22 protein-coding genes are annotated in these 18,065 nt (G+C 31.6%); all 22 read right to left on the bottom strand.

Annotated features, from left to right (window positions below; all coding sequences use genetic code 11):
- Positions 1 to 263: 263 nt before the first annotated feature.
- The 22 genes from KA468_RS06210 to KA468_RS06105 all read right to left on the bottom strand — a co-directional run bounded on the left by KA468_RS06210 (position 264) and on the right by KA468_RS06105 (position 18,034).
- Entirely contained in the window at positions 264 to 533 is a 270-nt protein-coding gene (locus KA468_RS06210; protein ID WP_291242073.1) for a hypothetical protein, read from the bottom strand.
- A gap of 170 nt (positions 534 to 703) precedes the next feature.
- Positions 704 to 1,801 (bottom strand): DUF6688 family protein, encoded by a 1,098-nt coding sequence (locus tag KA468_RS06205; RefSeq protein WP_291242072.1) that lies wholly within the window; start codon positions 1,799 to 1,801, stop codon positions 704 to 706.
- Between the two features lie 271 nt (positions 1,802 to 2,072).
- Positions 2,073 to 2,732, bottom strand: coding sequence for a hypothetical protein (locus KA468_RS06200; RefSeq protein WP_291242071.1), 660 nt, complete (start codon positions 2,730 to 2,732; stop codon positions 2,073 to 2,075).
- 124 nt (positions 2,733 to 2,856) lie between these two features.
- Complete coding sequence (locus KA468_RS06195; RefSeq protein WP_291242070.1) at positions 2,857 to 3,348, bottom strand: GNAT family N-acetyltransferase; 492 nt, start codon at positions 3,346 to 3,348, stop codon at positions 2,857 to 2,859.
- Positions 3,345 to 3,638, bottom strand: coding sequence for a DUF1778 domain-containing protein (locus KA468_RS06190; RefSeq protein ID WP_291242069.1), 294 nt, complete (start codon positions 3,636 to 3,638; stop codon positions 3,345 to 3,347). The genes KA468_RS06195 and KA468_RS06190 overlap by 4 nt, the downstream gene beginning before the upstream one ends.
- 149 nt (positions 3,639 to 3,787) lie before the next feature.
- Positions 3,788 to 4,498, bottom strand: a complete 711-nt coding sequence (locus KA468_RS06185) for an SIMPL domain-containing protein (RefSeq protein ID WP_291242068.1) — start codon at positions 4,496 to 4,498, stop codon at positions 3,788 to 3,790.
- A gap of 642 nt (positions 4,499 to 5,140) precedes the next feature.
- Positions 5,141 to 6,268, bottom strand: a complete 1,128-nt coding sequence (locus KA468_RS06180; RefSeq protein ID WP_291242067.1) for an acyltransferase — start codon at positions 6,266 to 6,268, stop codon at positions 5,141 to 5,143.
- Between the two features lie 118 nt (positions 6,269 to 6,386).
- Positions 6,387 to 6,839, bottom strand: coding sequence for a hypothetical protein (locus KA468_RS06175; RefSeq protein WP_291242066.1), 453 nt, complete (start codon positions 6,837 to 6,839; stop codon positions 6,387 to 6,389).
- A gap of 237 nt (positions 6,840 to 7,076) precedes the next feature.
- Positions 7,077 to 7,316, bottom strand: coding sequence for a hypothetical protein (locus KA468_RS06170; RefSeq protein ID WP_291242065.1), 240 nt, complete (start codon positions 7,314 to 7,316; stop codon positions 7,077 to 7,079).
- A 320-nt stretch (positions 7,317 to 7,636) separates the two neighbouring features.
- The gene (locus KA468_RS06165) at positions 7,637 to 8,131 is read right to left on the bottom strand and encodes a DUF4253 domain-containing protein (protein WP_291242064.1); all 495 of its coding nucleotides are present in this window, start codon (positions 8,129 to 8,131) and stop codon (positions 7,637 to 7,639) included.
- 644 nt (positions 8,132 to 8,775) lie between these two features.
- Entirely contained in the window at positions 8,776 to 9,420 is a 645-nt protein-coding gene (locus KA468_RS06160; RefSeq protein WP_291242063.1) for a hypothetical protein, read from the bottom strand.
- Positions 9,421 to 9,474: 54 nt separating this feature from the next.
- Positions 9,475 to 10,254 carry a hypothetical protein gene (locus tag KA468_RS06155; RefSeq protein ID WP_291242062.1) on the bottom strand — a complete coding sequence of 260 codons (780 nt, stop codon included), beginning with the start codon at positions 10,252 to 10,254 and terminating at the stop codon, positions 9,475 to 9,477.
- A 122-nt stretch (positions 10,255 to 10,376) separates the two neighbouring features.
- A complete protein-coding gene (locus KA468_RS06150) occupies positions 10,377 to 10,886 on the bottom strand; it encodes a hypothetical protein (RefSeq protein ID WP_291242061.1) in 510 nt (169 codons plus the stop codon).
- A 286-nt stretch (positions 10,887 to 11,172) separates the two neighbouring features.
- The gene (locus KA468_RS06145; RefSeq protein WP_291242060.1) at positions 11,173 to 11,868 is read right to left on the bottom strand and encodes a YiiX family permuted papain-like enzyme; all 696 of its coding nucleotides are present in this window, start codon (positions 11,866 to 11,868) and stop codon (positions 11,173 to 11,175) included.
- Between the two features lie 489 nt (positions 11,869 to 12,357).
- Entirely contained in the window at positions 12,358 to 13,074 is a 717-nt protein-coding gene (locus KA468_RS06140) for a hypothetical protein (protein ID WP_291242059.1), read from the bottom strand.
- A gap of 110 nt (positions 13,075 to 13,184) precedes the next feature.
- Positions 13,185 to 13,835 carry a hypothetical protein gene (locus KA468_RS06135; protein WP_291242058.1) on the bottom strand — a complete coding sequence of 217 codons (651 nt, stop codon included), beginning with the start codon at positions 13,833 to 13,835 and terminating at the stop codon, positions 13,185 to 13,187.
- A 112-nt stretch (positions 13,836 to 13,947) separates the two neighbouring features.
- Positions 13,948 to 14,550, bottom strand: a complete 603-nt coding sequence (locus tag KA468_RS06130) for a hypothetical protein (RefSeq protein ID WP_291242057.1) — start codon at positions 14,548 to 14,550, stop codon at positions 13,948 to 13,950.
- 156 nt (positions 14,551 to 14,706) lie between these two features.
- Entirely contained in the window at positions 14,707 to 15,150 is a 444-nt protein-coding gene (locus KA468_RS06125) for a hypothetical protein (RefSeq protein WP_291242056.1), read from the bottom strand.
- A gap of 127 nt (positions 15,151 to 15,277) precedes the next feature.
- Positions 15,278 to 15,943, bottom strand: a complete 666-nt coding sequence (locus tag KA468_RS06120) for a hypothetical protein (protein WP_291242055.1) — start codon at positions 15,941 to 15,943, stop codon at positions 15,278 to 15,280.
- A 307-nt stretch (positions 15,944 to 16,250) separates the two neighbouring features.
- Entirely contained in the window at positions 16,251 to 16,793 is a 543-nt protein-coding gene (locus KA468_RS06115) for a GNAT family N-acetyltransferase (protein WP_291242054.1), read from the bottom strand.
- A 31-nt stretch (positions 16,794 to 16,824) separates the two neighbouring features.
- The gene (locus KA468_RS06110) at positions 16,825 to 17,274 is read right to left on the bottom strand and encodes a DUF1569 domain-containing protein (RefSeq protein ID WP_291242053.1); all 450 of its coding nucleotides are present in this window, start codon (positions 17,272 to 17,274) and stop codon (positions 16,825 to 16,827) included.
- 190 nt (positions 17,275 to 17,464) lie between these two features.
- Positions 17,465 to 18,034, bottom strand: a complete 570-nt coding sequence (locus KA468_RS06105) for a carboxypeptidase-like regulatory domain-containing protein (RefSeq protein WP_291242052.1) — start codon at positions 18,032 to 18,034, stop codon at positions 17,465 to 17,467.
- Positions 18,035 to 18,065: the final 31 nt, after the last annotated feature.

Genomic DNA, 18,065 nt, shown 5'->3' with positions numbered 1-18,065 from the left:
TACGCACGAGCTCGTAGCATCAATTGAAAAATCGGTTTGAATTAAAGCTAAAATGAAATTAGAATTTTATTGCTAAACGTTAGCATGGGAAGTCAGTCCTTTTTCGGCGGGGACAGGGGGAATTACATATAACGTTTTTCTGAATTTGCGTTCTGTCAGGATTCGGAGAAAAAAGTTTCAATTTATTACTAAAGTTCATTAGAAGCTCAAAATGTCAAGTTTGCACGTCAGCACGCCTGACTCAAAACTTGTGTTAGAGACAGTTAATTTATATTTGTTTCTTTAAGCGTAGTTCTTTCTTTCATGGTTACGTTATCGATATAAAGTGTTTTGTGTTTAAAAAAAAGTTTTATTCCTCCAATAGCAGAAATCGCAATAAAGACTATTGCTGTTCCGTATTGCAGGACAAGTTTTAATCGAAAATAATTCGATGGAACAAAACGTAAATATTCTCTAATTTCATACTGAGTTAATATAGCTATGGCTATGAGCCCCAAAATTGAAAACATCAATATTTTTGGTTTGTCTATCATAATTTTGCTTGAATTAATTTTATACGAAATAAACATACGCTTAAAAACCTTTCTAAGTAGCACTATATGTTTGAAACACTCTTAATAAACATTAACAGGCAGGATTCTGGTGAGAAAGGAGTACGTATTTTTCAAAGTTTTTTTTCAGGAATAAAAATTCAAGTTCTTGCTTAATCTGTGTTTGATTTATATTGCTCATTTATCAATTTTTCTGGACTTTCAGCTTGTAAATAAATGAATAGTAAAAAAAACCATTCGAATGGTTTCATTAAAATATAGGTCAAATTAGATTTTAGTTTTGTGTTAATGTCCTTGGATAATGGGTATCCATATTTGTCATAATTCCTTCTAATTATTGAATGAATTCTCGGATATTTCTTCGTAATGATGTCTTCAAATGCATTGGCTATCAACAACTGACGATTAACAATGATTTCTTCACCATGTCTTATTCCAATTCTTATTGGTTTTACAACTTTTGGGGTTCCACATGCAGCCACTGTGCATAAATAATGTCCATTATGATCTAAATAAGGAGGATGCGTTTTTTGCGAAAATTGCCAAGTTGTTGTTTCGGTAAAAACCTTTGTTAATGAATCAACTTCTTGACCGAACAAAACTAAAATAACCGTAATAATGATAAAAATGGGTAAAAGAGCGATTATTGTCCATAATGGTAAAATATTTGTTTGTTGCAACTTGGTGTTTAGATGATTGAGGAATTTGTTTTTAAATTCTCTATTTTCAGCATCAATTCGTTCTTCTTTCATCACTTTTAACAGAAGAAACACAGAAAAAACAACATGAATAAAAGGAACTATCATCATTAAATGCCCTCCTGAACTATCGATGTTATTATTTCCATCACTTCTTGAAAATAGTTGAAGTGCAAGAAAAAAATTAAGAACAATTCCAATGATTAAAAACGACAAATAACAAACAAGTAAAAGAGGTGGCTGCTTTTTTTTCGATTTCCATATGTTATAAATAGCCAAAATACTTAGAACAAAAAACACGCTGAATGAAAAGGTATGTTTATTTGATAAAGGTGTGTAATCGCTATCAACTGGGTCAATGGGTACGTAGTATTCACTTCCATGAAAAGATAATCCCACAAAAAAAATAATCCAGGCTGTGAAATATAGCAGAACCAGAAATGTGTTGAAATAAAGCGTTACTCCTTTTGATTCTTCTTTTGCGAATGATACGAAACCGTAGGATAAGGCTACTAGTATAGTAATGAAAAAAATTAATCCAATTATTAACATGTCTATTAGCTATTTCATTTTTTGTTAGTAGTTGTATCAACGGTTTCAGCCTAGACCGGAAACCAAAACTATACGTGATTTTATAATCTTAAGTCAACGTAATTCTTATAAATATATTGTTCATGAAAAGTTCTAGTTGTCTTTTGATTTTTATAATCTATTGATTTCTAAACTCTTTAATCTTAATTAAAACCCCACTTTCAACTTGCTACACAACAAATATTTACTTTGTGATTTTTTATTCGTCTCAACATGAATTATTCCTACTGCGCTATAATTTTATTGAAATAACACATCGAAAAACTTCGTTTTCTCCTGCTAATTGAAAGCTTGGGAAATTAATTTTTAAATTGTTTAACGCATCATCTAAAGGAGCGCAGGTGTATTCAAGTGGTTGTGTTTTCGTAATTGAACTTATTTGGTAAAAGCCTGCTGATTTCGTGAATTGAAAGTTGTAAACGTAGTTACTTGAATAATTACACATCCCATTTTCACACTGACCTTTCAAAACGCTTAAATAATTCAAATATGTATGTAGTTTTTCTTTAAGCTGTTGCTGCGAATAAAAAATGAGCGTGTCTTTCGCCTTAGGCTGAATAAATAATTCATTGAATCTGTTTTGAATGATCGAATCAACAGGTTTCATTTTCATCAGCAAGGTATCACCACGCTTGTTTTTAAAAACCATTTCAGTTTCTATTTCCTCGTAATTCGCAACAATGATTGAAAGTTTTTTTTCTTTTGGTTGGCAAATATAAATCAGGTTATTGACACTGTCTAATTGGTATTTTTTATGATAAACCGATTTTATTTGTGCAATTTCAATTATTTCAGAAGTATACGAATCAACAAGTCTGATTACATAACAATTAGCCGCAAACAGATGACTGTTAAAGAGAATGATTGCTGCTAGTGCTAGTATACTTTTCATGCTGTTTTTTTTACTAATTTAAGGTTGTTTTAATTAAAAATACGTTTGAAATGCTAAATAGTATGTTTTTTGTTTAGCGTCTCGTTGCGTTTTGCAAAATTGATGTAGCATGTAGCATTTCAAATTATCCGAATAGTTCTTGTAATGTTTTGATTGCAATGAACATCTTTTCGCTATCAGGAAGTTTTATGAAATCATATTTTCCGTAAAATTTTTCGGCTTCTTTGTCTATCGGGTCAACAACTACTGCAAATGAGCCTATTTCACTTGCTATTTCAAAGCTTCTTTTTAATGCATCAATTAGAAGAATTTTACCTATTCCTTGACCTTGGTGTTTTTTGTCGATTGCTAATCTTCCGAGTAATGTTGTTGGAATAGCATTGTATGATTTAGGAAGTTTCTGTTGAATTTGTTTTGAAAAACTGCTCAAAGGAATGCTATAATTTGAAAGTGTATAGTATCCTTGAATAGTTGTTCCATTTTGAGAAAGCACAAAACAAGCGGTTAACTTCCTTTTAATATCTTGACCTGCTTGAGTTTTTATATAATTGTTTAAAAGCTGTTTTCCACAGTCAAAATCTTCTCGCCTGTGTTTTTTATTCAAAAGTTCAATCATTTCCTTGAATTTTGCATAAAAACACGATAATCATCTAAAGCGTTTTTTAGCGTTTTGGAAGGTTTTTTTGGATTTGTTATTGCATCAAAAAAGATTTGACTATCTCTTTCAGAAGCTAATAGTTGTTCTTTTTCTTGAACGATTTCTTTTGCTTTTTCTTGCACCGTTAATATAATAAAGTCAGTTAAACTCCTATAACCACCTAATAATGCAGCTTTTTCAAAGAATAGTTTTTGTTCTTTTGGAAGTCTTGCATCAAACCGTGCATGTTCTTTAATTGAAGTGCTCATAATTGGTGTATTTATTTCACAAATGTACGTGAATATTCCGTAAAAATAAATTTTAATTCGTGTAACCAATTTCTTGTGTTTTCAGATAATGAGTTGGTTTTATTAACTGTCATGTTGAAAACAATCAATTATTTTCAACTAAAACACGATTATTTTATAGAAAACTTGACATAAATACTAGCCGACAACTTGATTTTTTGAAAATCTATTTCATAAGATTTTAGATCACTTTCTTCAATTGAGGAAGCAACAAAATTAGCACTTCTAACAGGCATTCTAGCCATATCCAGTCGTGTAAGTGTAATTGGAGTTTCTGTTACAATTAATGGTTTGCCCGTTTGTTCTCCTATTGCAGCCAATAAATAATCGGCTTTTTCTTTCGCTGCTTTTATCGCTAAAATCCTTACTTCTTGCTGTAAACTGTCAATTTTTGAGTGGTTAACTTTCGAAATGGAAGCTTCCGTAATTTCAAGTTTATCTAATTCCTGAAAAACTTTACCAACTGCTGTTGCATTCGACACTTTCAAAGTGTAATCTTTTTTCGTTAACACATCTTTTTTTTGCCAACTGACTTTCACATAATTTGCATTTACATCAGAAAGGAACAAATTTGACAAATCGATTTCTATTGATTTTAAAGCGTTTTTCAGTTTCACCTCTTGTTCTTCAATTGACACCTTGACTTTGTTTACATACTTTTCACGAATAATTATTTGAATGTAAATCTCGTCTGGAATCACCTCTTTTTCTACCGTTCCAGTCACATCAATATAAGCGGTATTTTCAGGGGTTTGTGTAGTTGTTTGTCCAAATGAAAATGTTGACAAGAACAATAAACAAAGGATCACAAGTTGGTTCATTTTATACATAATTGCTGTTTTTATTGGTTTATTCTATGTTGGTTTTACTGCAACTCATTGCGTTGCATTGTTTGTAAAATATTGATTTGCTTTACTAAATATAATAAACAAATGGCACATGTTAGCTTTAAAATGATAAAAGTTGATTGCTACTAAAAAAGTGAAAACAAGTATTTTCCCATCAATTGTTCTGCAGTTCAAAATAAAGATGCACTCTCATTCCATATTCCATAAAACTTAATGAAAAAAGTAAAATGTGTTTTTCGCTTCCATCAATTTATAACGCCAGGATTTGACATGAAAAACAGCTGTTATCATTAAGAGCTATAAAAATGAGCCTACCCAAAGTCGTCACATAGATTGTATTTTTTCTTCGCTACTATTTTTCCTTTGTTATCAATTTTATATAACACTCTTGTACCAGAATTAAAGTACGTGTATTTGATCCACAATTCTATGTACGTGAAATTATTTCAGGGTTTTCGGTCAAAATATCGCACAACGTTTTGCAGCTTGCAGAAGTGGCGATTTTCACCACAAATGCTGATGCGGAGAACCAATGTTTGATTACGCACAAATGTATCTATGGAGCACTGAACCCGCCATCTTGCCAAACCCGTGTTAGCGGTTCGCCCTTTTATTTTAAGCTCTGTTTCCACTCAAAACGATTGAAAATTTGTCCTTAAACTTAAGAAAGAACGATTCGAAATATTTATATGAAAGTCCTGCTATAATTATTGTTAAGGTAAAACTAAGTGGATAGATGAACCAATTTGTTGTAAGGCCGATTGAGATACTTATTGCTAAAGCTAATACAATACCAATGGGATGATACATATATAATCCGTATGAAATATTTCCTAAATAGTTGAATAACCTATTTTCAAGAGATATTTTAATTTTGTCATTGCTAGCGAAATTTAAAATTATTATTCCAAACAAAACAGAATAAAATTCATAATGAATATATGGTATGTGAATCCTTTTTAACATTAGAAATGCCACTAAAGTTATTGTTAAGTTAAATACCGTTTTGTTTTGTATTACTTTAAGAAATTTATTTTTTTGAAATAATAATATAGCATAAATTCCACCAATAGCCATACAATCAATATTGAACGATAACCAAAATGCTTTAATAACATTTCTGTATGGTAGAATGTCAGAATAATTAGTTAATAGTATGGCTTTGAATGCTATATACGAAAAGATAATAAATATCATTAATATTGTTCTGTACTTTTTAAAGTATTTTAGAATGATAGGCCAAACTAAATAATATTGTTCTTCTGTTCCAATAGACCATGTGTGTGAGGCGTATGGAACCACACCTAATAGCGACAAAACAAGATTTGGAAAAAATATTGCATACAAAAGCAACTTTAATAATAGGTTAGAATAAATTACATCTTTGCCATAACCCGGCAAGGTAAATATGTCAATATAAGGCAAAACAAAAAAAGCCAAAATTATAATTAAGAAATACAATGGCCATATACGAAGCATTCTACGTATATAGAATTTTCTTATACTAATCCTTTTGAAAGTATGTTCTTCAACCAAAAGAAGATAAGTGATTAAAAAACCACTTAAAACAAAAAATAAAACAACCCCAAGTTTACCAATAATGCCGACAAACGAAATTTCGTAACAATAATTTTCAATATTATATATTGATTTAATTTGTTCAATATGGTGAATGATTACTAAAAATGCAGCAATAAATCTTAGTCCATTTAGGTTTGGAAAATAAATTTTTTGTTTCTCCATTGTTATTTTGATTCTTGTTGTTTCATGTTCATTCTGTTTTTTTTTTTTAGGGTGACCGCTAACGTTTTTGCAAATAGGCAAAGGCGCCTAACAAGTATAATCAATTTCGCGCTTTTGCTTATTTGGTGTTATATACCGTCTTTAATTTATATATTCCGTTATAATCAAGCGGATCTTTTATATGATCATCGAAGTTGTCATAAAATAAATTCACCATTACTTTTCCCTTTTTAATTTCGATTTTTCCCAATAATGGATATCCATCCTGCTTAATTATTTCATTTCCTCTTATTACTCCTTTGTTTCTCGGTAAGTTTAGAATAAACGTATCCGTAAATGTTCTTCTACTTAAAGCAGAAATTGGATCATGACTCATATAGATTCGTTCTCCAGCAAACCTTAGTTCAAAAATATCACCCTTTTGATTTATTGAAGCATTTTCATGATTGTAAGCAGGCGAAGTAAAAAGTAAATAACAGATTACAATTGAACCAAGCAATATCGAAACTGTCCAACGAATTGTTTTAAGTTTCTTTTGTGGAAATATCCATTTCGTTGGGAAATAGATCACTAACCATATTAATCCTACTATTAAGGCAAAACAAAGTATCGATATTATAATTATTACTCCCATTAATTTAAGTTTTGCTCGGGTATTACGATGGTATATAACGTTTTGGGGCTTTGCGTTCGGGCGGGTTTCAGAGCACAAAACTTCAATTTATTACTAAAGTTTATTAGAAGCACAAAGTTCCAAGCTTAAACGTCAGCCCGCCTGACGTAAACCCCGTGTTATGCGGTTCGTTGTTTACCTTCTGGTTTCAATTACTTGTCTAAATATGAAATTGTCTTTTACTAAAACTGTGTCTCTGATAATACCATTTGTCTTTGCGTTTATTCGCTCTCTCACAACTAACTTACTTCCGTCTTCATTTGTCTGCAAAACGGAAATGTCTTGAGGTTGAGTTGTTGTGTCTATAGGATATATTTCAGCGCATGAATTAATAAACAAAATCAGAAACAGTACAACTCCTAATGGAATTGTCAATGTTTTGGTCGCCTTGAAGAAAATTGGAATAGATAATATGAAACCCGAAAAAGCAAAATAACCAAGAATTCTGTTGGCAATCGTCAAGTTACCATTAACAAAGGTCAAGTTAGGAAAAAACTGTCCGACCAAAATTTCAGTCAACAGGATAAGTCCTAAGGTGATTGATATAATTAAGATTACTTTACTTTTCTGTTTCATACTGTCGTCCTACAATGACAACTAACGTTTTGGCAGTAGGCGAAGTGGCGCTTTCTCTCAAGTGTAACCGTTTCGCCATTTTGCTTACTGCGTGTTAGCAGTAGTTTTTATTTCTTTTGTCAGTCCCACCATAAATAAAGTCGTTTTGTATTTTTCATTTCGTTTGAAAGTGCTTCTATGGTTCCTGTACCTTGATCTACTACATCCGGACATACTTTGTATACTTCTTTGGCAAATTTAGTCCAGTCTTTCGGTTCACTATTAATTACAAATTCACACCAGTCTCCTGAAGCACCGATAAGTTCTAGAGAATACTTTTTCTCAAAACGTTTGATGATGTTTATTAAACTGTCATTGTCAATATCGTAGTTAATACCATTAGTTCCTATTTGTTTCAAAATAGAATATTTATCAGTAGTCTTGAGAACTCCAATATTATCTAGCTGATTATCAATATTAAAATTATTCTCTAACAAAAAGATTGTGTAGCCTTTTTTCCTAAAGCCATCCATTAAGTTAAAGACTAATTCATATGATTTTGAATTCTTTTCACCAAATACCAATCCTTTTAAATAAATCGGATCAATCTCTGACTCTTTTCCATCAACATACATTTTTGAAGGAGAATAATGGAATGATTCAATTTTGTTGTTATTATACTTCCTTATGTCTTGAATTATAGATGAATCTATTTGTAAGGTGTCACAAATTATTCGTTCGTTTTGGCTTAGCTGGAAGCTTTGCGAAATCGCCTTTGTGTCGCAACCAAAAATCAAACTAACAATAGTGAGTAATAATATTAATTGAGCTTTATTTTCCATTGGTGTGGTTTTATATTACTGCTAACTTGTATATAAACACTACAAAGCCTCACCAATCCACCAAAATCCGGGTGTATACGCACTACTTTTGTTGTGTTTATTCAAATATACTTTTTTTTATTTTCAACTCACCAAAAAAAGCTTTTCATTGCTCCCCGCTTCTATTGATTCAACGAACAATTTTCTACAGAAAAAACAAAACCCCGACCCCCGATTGGAGCGGCATCATTTTCCTGCTGCCTTCGAGTCCCGACGTTTCGGGATCAGGTAGCAGGGAAATATACAGCGGAAAGCGGGAAATGGGCGCCAAAAAAATACACGCTTCACTCCTATTGCCTTTTTTCATTTGAAAAATAAGCTTGTTTGAACTACGTTAATTTAAATAATCACTCGGTATTTTGCCCTATTCGATAGCATGTGAATTTACACGATATAAATTAGCGCTTTTTCGCATTCGTTTTCTCTTTGACAAAATCATATTCTGCTACAACATTCCCTTCTTTGTCGAACTCAATCTCTCTAAGGGGATCTGATTTTTCGTATATTATTATTCTGTTAATTTTCCCGCTTTCGAAATACCATGTCCAAACGCCACTGCGCTGACCAAATTCGTATTGTCCACTTGTTTTTAACGTTCCATTAAGGAAGTATTCTAAATGACTTCCAGTTGAAATAATCCCTTCAGAAAACCTACCATCAATCGAAGTGAAGGAGTTGTCAGCTTGTAAGTGTATGCGCATGAATCCGTTTGCGTATCCATTTTGAATACGATATTTAAAAGTAACTGGTGAGGTTGTTTGAGGTTGAATAATACAACTTGCAGATCTGAAATATACGGTATCATTGAAATCCAACATATAGAAATTGCAGTATGATGAATCAATCTTTTTCGTGGAAAAATTCTTTTCACAATCATTTTTAAAATCAAAGCGCACTGAATCAAAAGGTTGACCATCAACAATAATCGTAGAAAAAGTTGATGGAAATGGATCTTTGTTCACTTCAGAGTAACTGTTAATATCATTTTTTTGATTTTTGCTATCCGCAAATTCTTGGGTATTACCAATAGACATCCTCAGCATCAACACGAATAGCAATAAATGTTTAATACGCATTTTGTTTGTTGTATTTTTCAATTAATATTTACTTGAATTACAAGGCTTATTAAAAAATGTGTTTACGTATAATTTTATAATTTCATTATATTCGGGTGTTTCAAAGATAAACTCTTGAAAGCATTTTACACCCAAACAATCATTAACTATCATATCGAATTTTCGAACTTCAGCTGACCTTACTCTTATTTCAAAAAAATCAACTCCGGCTGAACTTTTGCGATGCCACAGCGCAATGTTTTTATCATTATCAATAAATCTAATTGAAAGTACTGTTAACTCACCATTGTATCCCGTAAGGTTAAAAGTTAAGTCTCCGTTTGATTTTGATTCATATCCTTGAATTGATTCGATACGCCAGTCGTCTGATCCAAGATGATAAAATGCAGAATCAGTCACCAAAATTTGTTTGTTAAACATCCAATCTGAGGGAGAGTAAACGTAAAATTTACCATTTAATAGATACAAAGAACTCCAATTTCCTTTCAACGAGTTATTAGTGAAGTGTTTCATTTTTATTTTGTTCGTTTTGAGAAATTCAGATACATTCTCAGTTGTGAACATTTCATTAAAAACAATTGTGTCTATCGTTTCATTGGCTAGCCAAGAGTACATTTCTGCTGTTGTATCTTTGGTTATGTATATAGATCCGTAAATAGTTTCTTTGATAATACTATCTCTGGTGGCAAGATATTGTTTGGGTTTTAAATCATTTTCACTACGAATATTATTATTGTTCTTTTTCTGCCCAAATGTACTCAGCGTAATTACAAGAAACAGAATAGTGATTGTTTTATTCATGGTGTCGCAGTGTATTTTGCCGGCTTGAAATTTGGCGATTTTTAAAATTAAAATTAAGTTTTCAATAAATCACGAAACCACACATTAATTTCGCCTTTACGCGTGTTTTACAAGAGCACGTTTTATCTTCTTCTAGTTGCTGTTTTTTCGCTAATTACTGGATTAAACTGAGTGAGCACTACTCCAAGTTGACTTTCCATGTTACTGGCAAATTTTAATGCTTCATCTTTTGATTTAAATTTCATTAAAACCACTTTTTTTCTATGTGATTGATTTAACAAACAAACATCATAAAAGTCGGTGGTATCAGTGGTTGAGCGATTAGAGGTACTGTACATTCTATATCCGCTTCTGCTTCTGAGAATGGCTATATAGGGCATTGTATTTGAATCAAACCAACTACCTCTTTTCAAACCATAAATACTTCCATATTCTCTGTACTTTTTATTTGTTACATCTATTTCCGTTCCATAAGAACTGGTGCAAATAAACAAGCCAACCAACAACAAAATGATGGCTATTATTGGATTAGTAAACATTTCTACTACAGATCCTAACACGGCAATTACTCCAACAATAACTAGTGTAGTTGGGAATGAATTTCCGATTTTGTTTTTTATTTTTTTATCCATAGGTTAGCTCATATTTAAGTGTTCATCTGAATTTCAATTTGGCAAAGTCGCCTTCTCAAATATAATCTTTTTGGCACTTTTTTTATTTATTAAAGTGCATATTATTTTATTGTAAATCTCAAATTAACAACAATTTTCTTGTTCGCGCATGTTGGACCAGAAAAAGTACCACATTGAAATTTGGCAATTTTAAAATTAAAATTAAGTTTTCAATAATTCACGAAACTACATATTAATCCTGCTTTTACTAGCGTTTTACAAGAGGACGTTTTATCTTCAACTGTTGTCATTCGTTTTCTATTACTGTAATCAATAGTTCACTGTAAAAAATTGCTGCTGGTGAAATTACAATTTCTTCAGTTGGGATTTTGTCCCCGTAACGTTCTTTCATTTTCTGCTTAACGGTTTCATTTGTCCAATCAAAGTCGCTTAGTTTTTGAAGTTTTCCAATTTCAATTCCTGTCGCACGTTGGTATATTTTCCAAATTAATTCAGAGCAATAAATTTTATCATCTGACCACTCAAAAGTCAGATCGTAACTTTTGCCTTTCAATTTCTCGCCTTCTTGCTTCATTTTTTGAAGTGTCTCGGAAGTCAAAACTTGGTCTGCGTTTTTAAGTCTTTTGATAACAAAATGTCCGTCTTTGCCACGAGCAATCCATTTATCAAGGGGTGTTGTCTTAACAGGATGAATTGCTTCAAAAACGTAAAACTGTCCGTTCTCGCTGTAAACTATTCCGCAATGTGAATATTTTGAGTTTGTCGCAAGTTGAATGGCTTTACTTTGTTCTGATTGCGAAGTCTGGAAAATTAGATCGCCATCTTTTATGTCCGTTTGATTTAGAAAACTTTCAATTCTGTCATTCCAAGTTTCGGCTTTTTTATCAACGCTTTTATTTTGGTTAAAGAAATTCTGATACGCGTAAAAGCCACTTGAAGATAAAATCCCAAAAAATCCAAGTATCATTATTGCTTTTTTCATTGTCTTTTCTTTTTGTAGGTGACGATTTCTAATTTGGCAAAGTCGCCTTCTTAAATATAAACGTTTATGCGCTTTTTTTATTTGGAATTAGTAACATTTTCAACTTTTTCAATATAAAATATGACGAAAAACTAAATAAAAGTGTTGTTATGTGAAAAGTTAATCCATAATAGTCAGAAGGAACAAGCAAATAACAAAAAATACTTAAAAAAAGCCCTATCACACCTCCAATAAATCCTAAAATAATACAATTTATTATTTGCTTTTTGTTCTCGAATCCCTTTAGAAAAAAGAATATTGTATTTAGTATAACTATTGATTCAATCCTTATGAAATAACCAGTATCCTTACCATAATAAAATCTCAAATCATGTGATCGAACTCCATGATCTATAAAACACACAACACAAATAGTGAATATTGTAAAAATTATAAAAAGAATTTTATTTGCCACCTTTTAGTTGGTTAATTACTTTTAAAATATGCATATCATTTTATTGTGAATCTCAAATTAACAACAATTTTCTTGTTCGCGCATGTTGGACATGATAAAGTACCGTTTTGAATGTGCAGAACGTCTCCAGCTTTCATTTTTTTGATCTGTCTCATTTGATATGCGTTGAATTGGTTTGTACCATTAACTATTGAGCCACCTTTTCTTTCGATTTTAGCTCGTTTTCTTTCCCATTTTTCAGAACTCCAATTATCTGTTTTCTGTTCTTCTTTCACCAATGGAATGTTCTTGCCATCTCTTTTTAGAATAAGACCATCAAAATTTACAATGCGCATACAAGGAAGTGCAATTTGTGGTTCGTATGATACAATCAACGCTGCATTATTGCAAATTTCTTCTACTGTTACCAATGAATCTCTTATAGTTCCAAGGTATATTTTTGGTTGTCGTAAATTTTCTATTGAATAACTCTTCAGGGCAAATATTCTCCCGTCTTTTATTGCTTTTAACGTGTCTGTTTTCAGTTTACTTCCCTCATAGAAATAAAAATCACCGCGCTTTTTGATTGTGTCCTTTTCACAAACCAAAACAACAGTAGAATCTTTTTCATAACCTGTTACAACAATTCTATTCTCAAAACCACGATAGGCAACTGGATAAGTAGGATCCAAAAGTGATTTGTTTAAAAACTCAGCTTGACCAAACAGAAAATTGCTTTGAAAGAAAATAAGAATGAAAAAGAGTCTTGTCATATTTGGTAAATGTTCGAATTAAAAAAAGTAACCGTTTCGCGCTTGTCGAAGTGCTCGTCTTGACGAACAAAATCCTTTGTTTTGCCAAATTACTATTTTGAGCTGACCTTTTATTTAAAATTGAAATTAATTAAGGGCGTCCATCTTAAAAATCTCCTGTTATTACCCGCATAATTAATCAGTCCAATTTGAACACCATGTAATTCTTTTGCATCATTAAAAAGTGAAAAAGACAATCCTTTTTGAATTGTAAATTCATTCTTCAATAAGGTGAACGAAACTCCACTTAGTTGTTGCGCATGGACAAAAAAAGTACTTATTGCTAATCCGTTTATTGCTTTGTTAGCATATATTGTCCATAAACCTATCATCAAACCATTTAATGTATCTCCCGAATTAATTCCAGAAATACCAATCCCATTTATTTTTGAAGACATCGACATAAAGCCAGTTATTGACATACCGTTAAACGAACCTGATGAAAATAAACCGCCAATATTTATTCCATTTACTAACTCATGTGTCGCGCTTAACAGTCCCAAATTAACACCATTGGTCAATTGTGATTCTGAAATTAAAGATAAATTAAAGCCATTATTTTTAAAACAGTTTTTATCAATCACATTAAATCTAACTCCGTTAAATTGAGTTGAATTTCCAAAACATAATCCATTTGTAGCGTTCCCAATCGAAAGATAATTTTTTTGTCCTACCGAATTAATCGAAATAATTAATGTTAGGATAGTTATGATTTTTTTCATGTGTTTTATGGGTTTGTTTTGTTTTTAAGGTAATGATTTAGCGCTTTCGTGAAGAAGCAGGTTAAAAAGGATATTCCCTCTGCCCCATTTTGATTAACGCCTCTTAGTTTTATCACCATATAGTTACCCATGTCAATTTAGGATTTAAATTAATAGGTTTTGAAGATTCATTAATAGCTATATATTTTCCAATTCTATTTTCTTCATCAGTTATAAATACCAAAATAAAATCATTTTTATCATCATAAATCTCCTCCCATTCACTCATTAAATTTAAATTTATTGTACAATTGGGTTGAAATTTTAATATTTCTTTGACTGTCATACCAATTTGAAATCCCGATTTAAAAATCAAGTTTTTATGAAGTCCAATTATTGCAATTATTGAATCAGTTTCATATGCAGGAACTAAAGCAAAAACCGGTTCATTGTTATAAGAATATAAGAACGCTTCACCTCCTCCATCAAATCCGAAATCATAAGCTCCAACTTGTTGTTTAGTGAATTTTGATAATTCATTTTTTAAAGAAGAAATTTTCATTCCTATTTTAATTTCACCAATCTGACCTTTGTTAACTTTGTATTCATTAAAATTCAACTCTTTCATTGATTTAGCATCAATGATTTTATCAGTTTCAGAAATTTCATCTTTGATTTTTCCTGAACATGCTAATAACGACAGCACAATAAAAATTAATAAAATTTTAAATGTCATATATTTTGGTTTTAGTTAAACCGAACGTTCAGTATTTTCAAAAAAGCGCCATCATTCGCTGCAATCATTAATGAAAAATACGAAAAAATCAGAAACAAGACACCGTTATTGATTTCAAAAGTTTGAATTCAGAGCCGGTGATGATAAGCACTATTACTAATTACAGTATTTTTTCAAATAGGATTTTCCGTAATTTCCAGCTTTGGCCCAATCCAAACAAGCTTTTTCCCTTTCACCGATATCCATATACGAAAGACCTCTGTTATTATATCGAATTTGCTTACTGTTTTCATCTTTGGAAAAATCGATTGATTTCTGTAAATCTTCGAATCCTCCTTGAACATCAAGATGAGAATGAATTTTAATTAATCCTCTTTCATGTAAAATCATTGCGTTATTCGGTTCAATGCTATTGGCTTCATTCAACAGTTCAATCGCCTTTTTAAATCCGACTGAACCCTTAGCATCTTCGGCTTGTGCTTGAATGTATAATTTTAAAGCATGTTCATTTTTGATAGCATCCAGATTTTTTTGACCAAAGATCAAACTACATGAGTTTATTCCAATTAATATTAAAGTTCCAGCTAATAGTGTTTTCATTTTTTCAGTTTTATGTGATATTTATTATTCCTTCCATTTTTGATGAACTTTTTATAAAATTCATCTTTCATTTATTGCGTTTTTTTTTAGTTGAAAATACAAATCAGCAACTTTTACCAAGCGGCTTTTAGTAACTAGCTTTGTTCAATAATTTATAATATTTGCTTCTAATTCTTTTCTCAGATGTATTTAAAGTGTCAAAAATTGAATTTTTAAAATCGATTAAATATAAATTATTCCATATTTCAACAATAGTGTCGTTTTCATCTTCTGCATAAGCACGATGGTCAGTTCTTTCTGTTTTTTCTGATAATAATTTTAGTTTGTTATTTTCCCAAAACAACCATGATCTTTTCTCCATTGATTCGCCCGCGTCGCCCCAACTTTCAGCTAATTCTATATAATTTATTATGGAATTGCTTTTTTTGTCGTAAATAAAAAGTTTAATGGAAGTTGATGAATACTCTGATGGTGTTCTTGCAATTAATCCAATTCTAGTTGAATCAATAATGAATTTGTAACAAGCAAAAATATCAATTTCTGAATAGGTAAGAATAATTTCTTCAGGGAAAATTTTCGCTTCTGATTTTTCAATTCTTACACCTTCAAATTTATTGTTTTCATAAGTCGAATAGACATAGAAACTATCAATGACTATCGTTTTAAATTTATTAAGCAATTGTTCATTTCTAATTACTTTCGGTTCTGATTTTTCATCTTTTTTAATTTTCGTATTTTTTTCTCTAGCGCAACTGATGAAAATGAATAATAATATTATTGTGTAGAATTTCATGGTTCTATTTTTAGTTAACTCAAATATACTGTTTTCTAATAATCACATTACTTGAAAAACGAAACCCCGACCCCCGATTGGAGCGGCATCATTTTCCTGCCACCTGATCCCGAAACGTCGGGACTCGAAGGTAGCAGGAAAATATACAGCGGAAAGCGGGAAATGGGCGCCAATTTTTTTTAACACTTTCGACAGCTAAAGTATTTGGAACAGCAACGCGTTAACTTTTGAAGCAACTGAAACAGCTGATTTTTTTAATAGTTGAAGTTTAAATGGCGAATGGGTGAATTAAATCATTTAAATGATATTATTTGTCGATTCGATAAATGTTTACACGATCGCCATTGCTCATTGTAGTTTTGTCTAACTGCATGCCATTGTTCAACGCTACACCAATCGAAGCTGTGTTTTCGGGAACAATTATTGAAATGAGTGACTGCGAATAATTTTGTTCAAAGGCAACTTGTTTGCATTTTATTGCGGCTTCAGTTGCATAACCTTTTCCTCGAAATGCGGGCATGATCGAATAACCAATTTCTAACTCTTGAACTCCATCGATTGTTTGAATGAGCAATCCACATTGCCCTACCAATGCGCCAGTTTGTTTCTCGATTAACACGTTCATGCCACCGAGTTCGCTGTTGTATCGGTTAAAAACGCGGTCGAACCAAATGCGGCATCTTTCGATAGGGTCTTCAATTTTTAATTGTTCTTGCGAAAAAACATATATTAATGAGTCGGGAAATTTGCAGAATTCCAGCCACGTATCAAAATCTTGTTCTGTTAATTTCCGGAACGTTAATCGTTCGGTTTCTTGTCCCTCAAGTGAGTAACTAAATGTAGTTTTCATTTCGTGCATAATTCATTTACTAATTCGTGATTTAATTCCCAAATTGTCTCAAATGATGATCGATATGTTTCCATTGTGCTATCGCCCATTCATTTGGTGTCAAGAAACCAAAAAATGGATGAGGCAATGTTGTGCATTTTTCTGGTCCACCCTCATGAAATTCTCTGATAAGTTGAAGAGCTTTCATTTTTTCTGTTTCAAAATTTTGTTGATCCGGAAAAACATAGTTTTTTCCTGTTGGCGCATTTTTGGAAAATTGATTTGGACTAAGGTAACTTCTTTTAAAAAATCCGCCCAAAATTCTTCCAATAAACAATCGTTTTTGAGGGTTTTTGCCAAGCGTTGTTTCAAGTAATGCATTGACATGGGCTAACATTTGAGCCGGGTTCATTTTCCCCCATTGTCTATCGGAAGTTGATTGAAGGTGTTCTATTCTTTTTACTATTGTTGCAACGTCTGCTTGGTTGTATAAATTGTTCATTTTTCTCTATTCATTGGTTTTAGTAGTAAAAGGCAGTTTTGCCGCTAACGTTTTTCGTCTTAGTGAAGGTGCAAATTCTCTCCACAATTAGACATTAAAAATACAAAAAAAAACCTTAATCATAGAGTTGTTTTAGGTGCAAAGAACAACGTTTCTTGGTTAGGAGAAATTATATATATTTTGTTTTCTTTTAAATTTGAATTGATATATTGTATCTGTCTTTGTCCGAACATTTTTTATGGAAGTCTTGTCTATTTGTCTTTACGCAATTTATGATTGATTGAATTTCTTGTTCATTCAGTTCATTCTTAGCGTTTATTTGATAAACGTCCAACTCGGGTGCCAAACCAAGCTTTATTTTTAAATCAAAATATTCTCCTTCAGAAATTGTGAAGTCATATGAAAACTCTTCATAGTTCATTGATGATACTTTAATACGATAGTTTCCAGGTTTCAATTTTACAGTTCCAAGCCCGTAAAGGTCTGTTATAATATAAAGTAAAGTATCATTGTCTAAACCCTTTATAACAATTGACGCAAATAGATCCGTGTCACCTCTGTTGTCGGTCAGTTGAATTGTAGCACTTAAGTTTCCTGCTTTTTTTTCAAAATTAAAGGATGATGTGTCTTCTTTATTGTCAAATTGAAAAAAATAAACATAATTGAACTTTGCGCTCTTATCTATCCTGCTTAAATGCCATTTTTGTCCATATACATTCCAGAAAAGAAAAATGAAAAATATAGTTGTCGTTTGTCTCATAGTCGTTTTTTTCAAATGCTTACCAACGGTT

This window comes from Flavobacterium sp., from assembly GCF_017985075.1.
Lineage (GTDB): Bacteria > Bacteroidota > Bacteroidia > Flavobacteriales > Flavobacteriaceae > Flavobacterium.
Note: the sequence above shows the minus strand (reverse complement) of the source record. Positions and strands in the feature narration are given on the sequence as shown.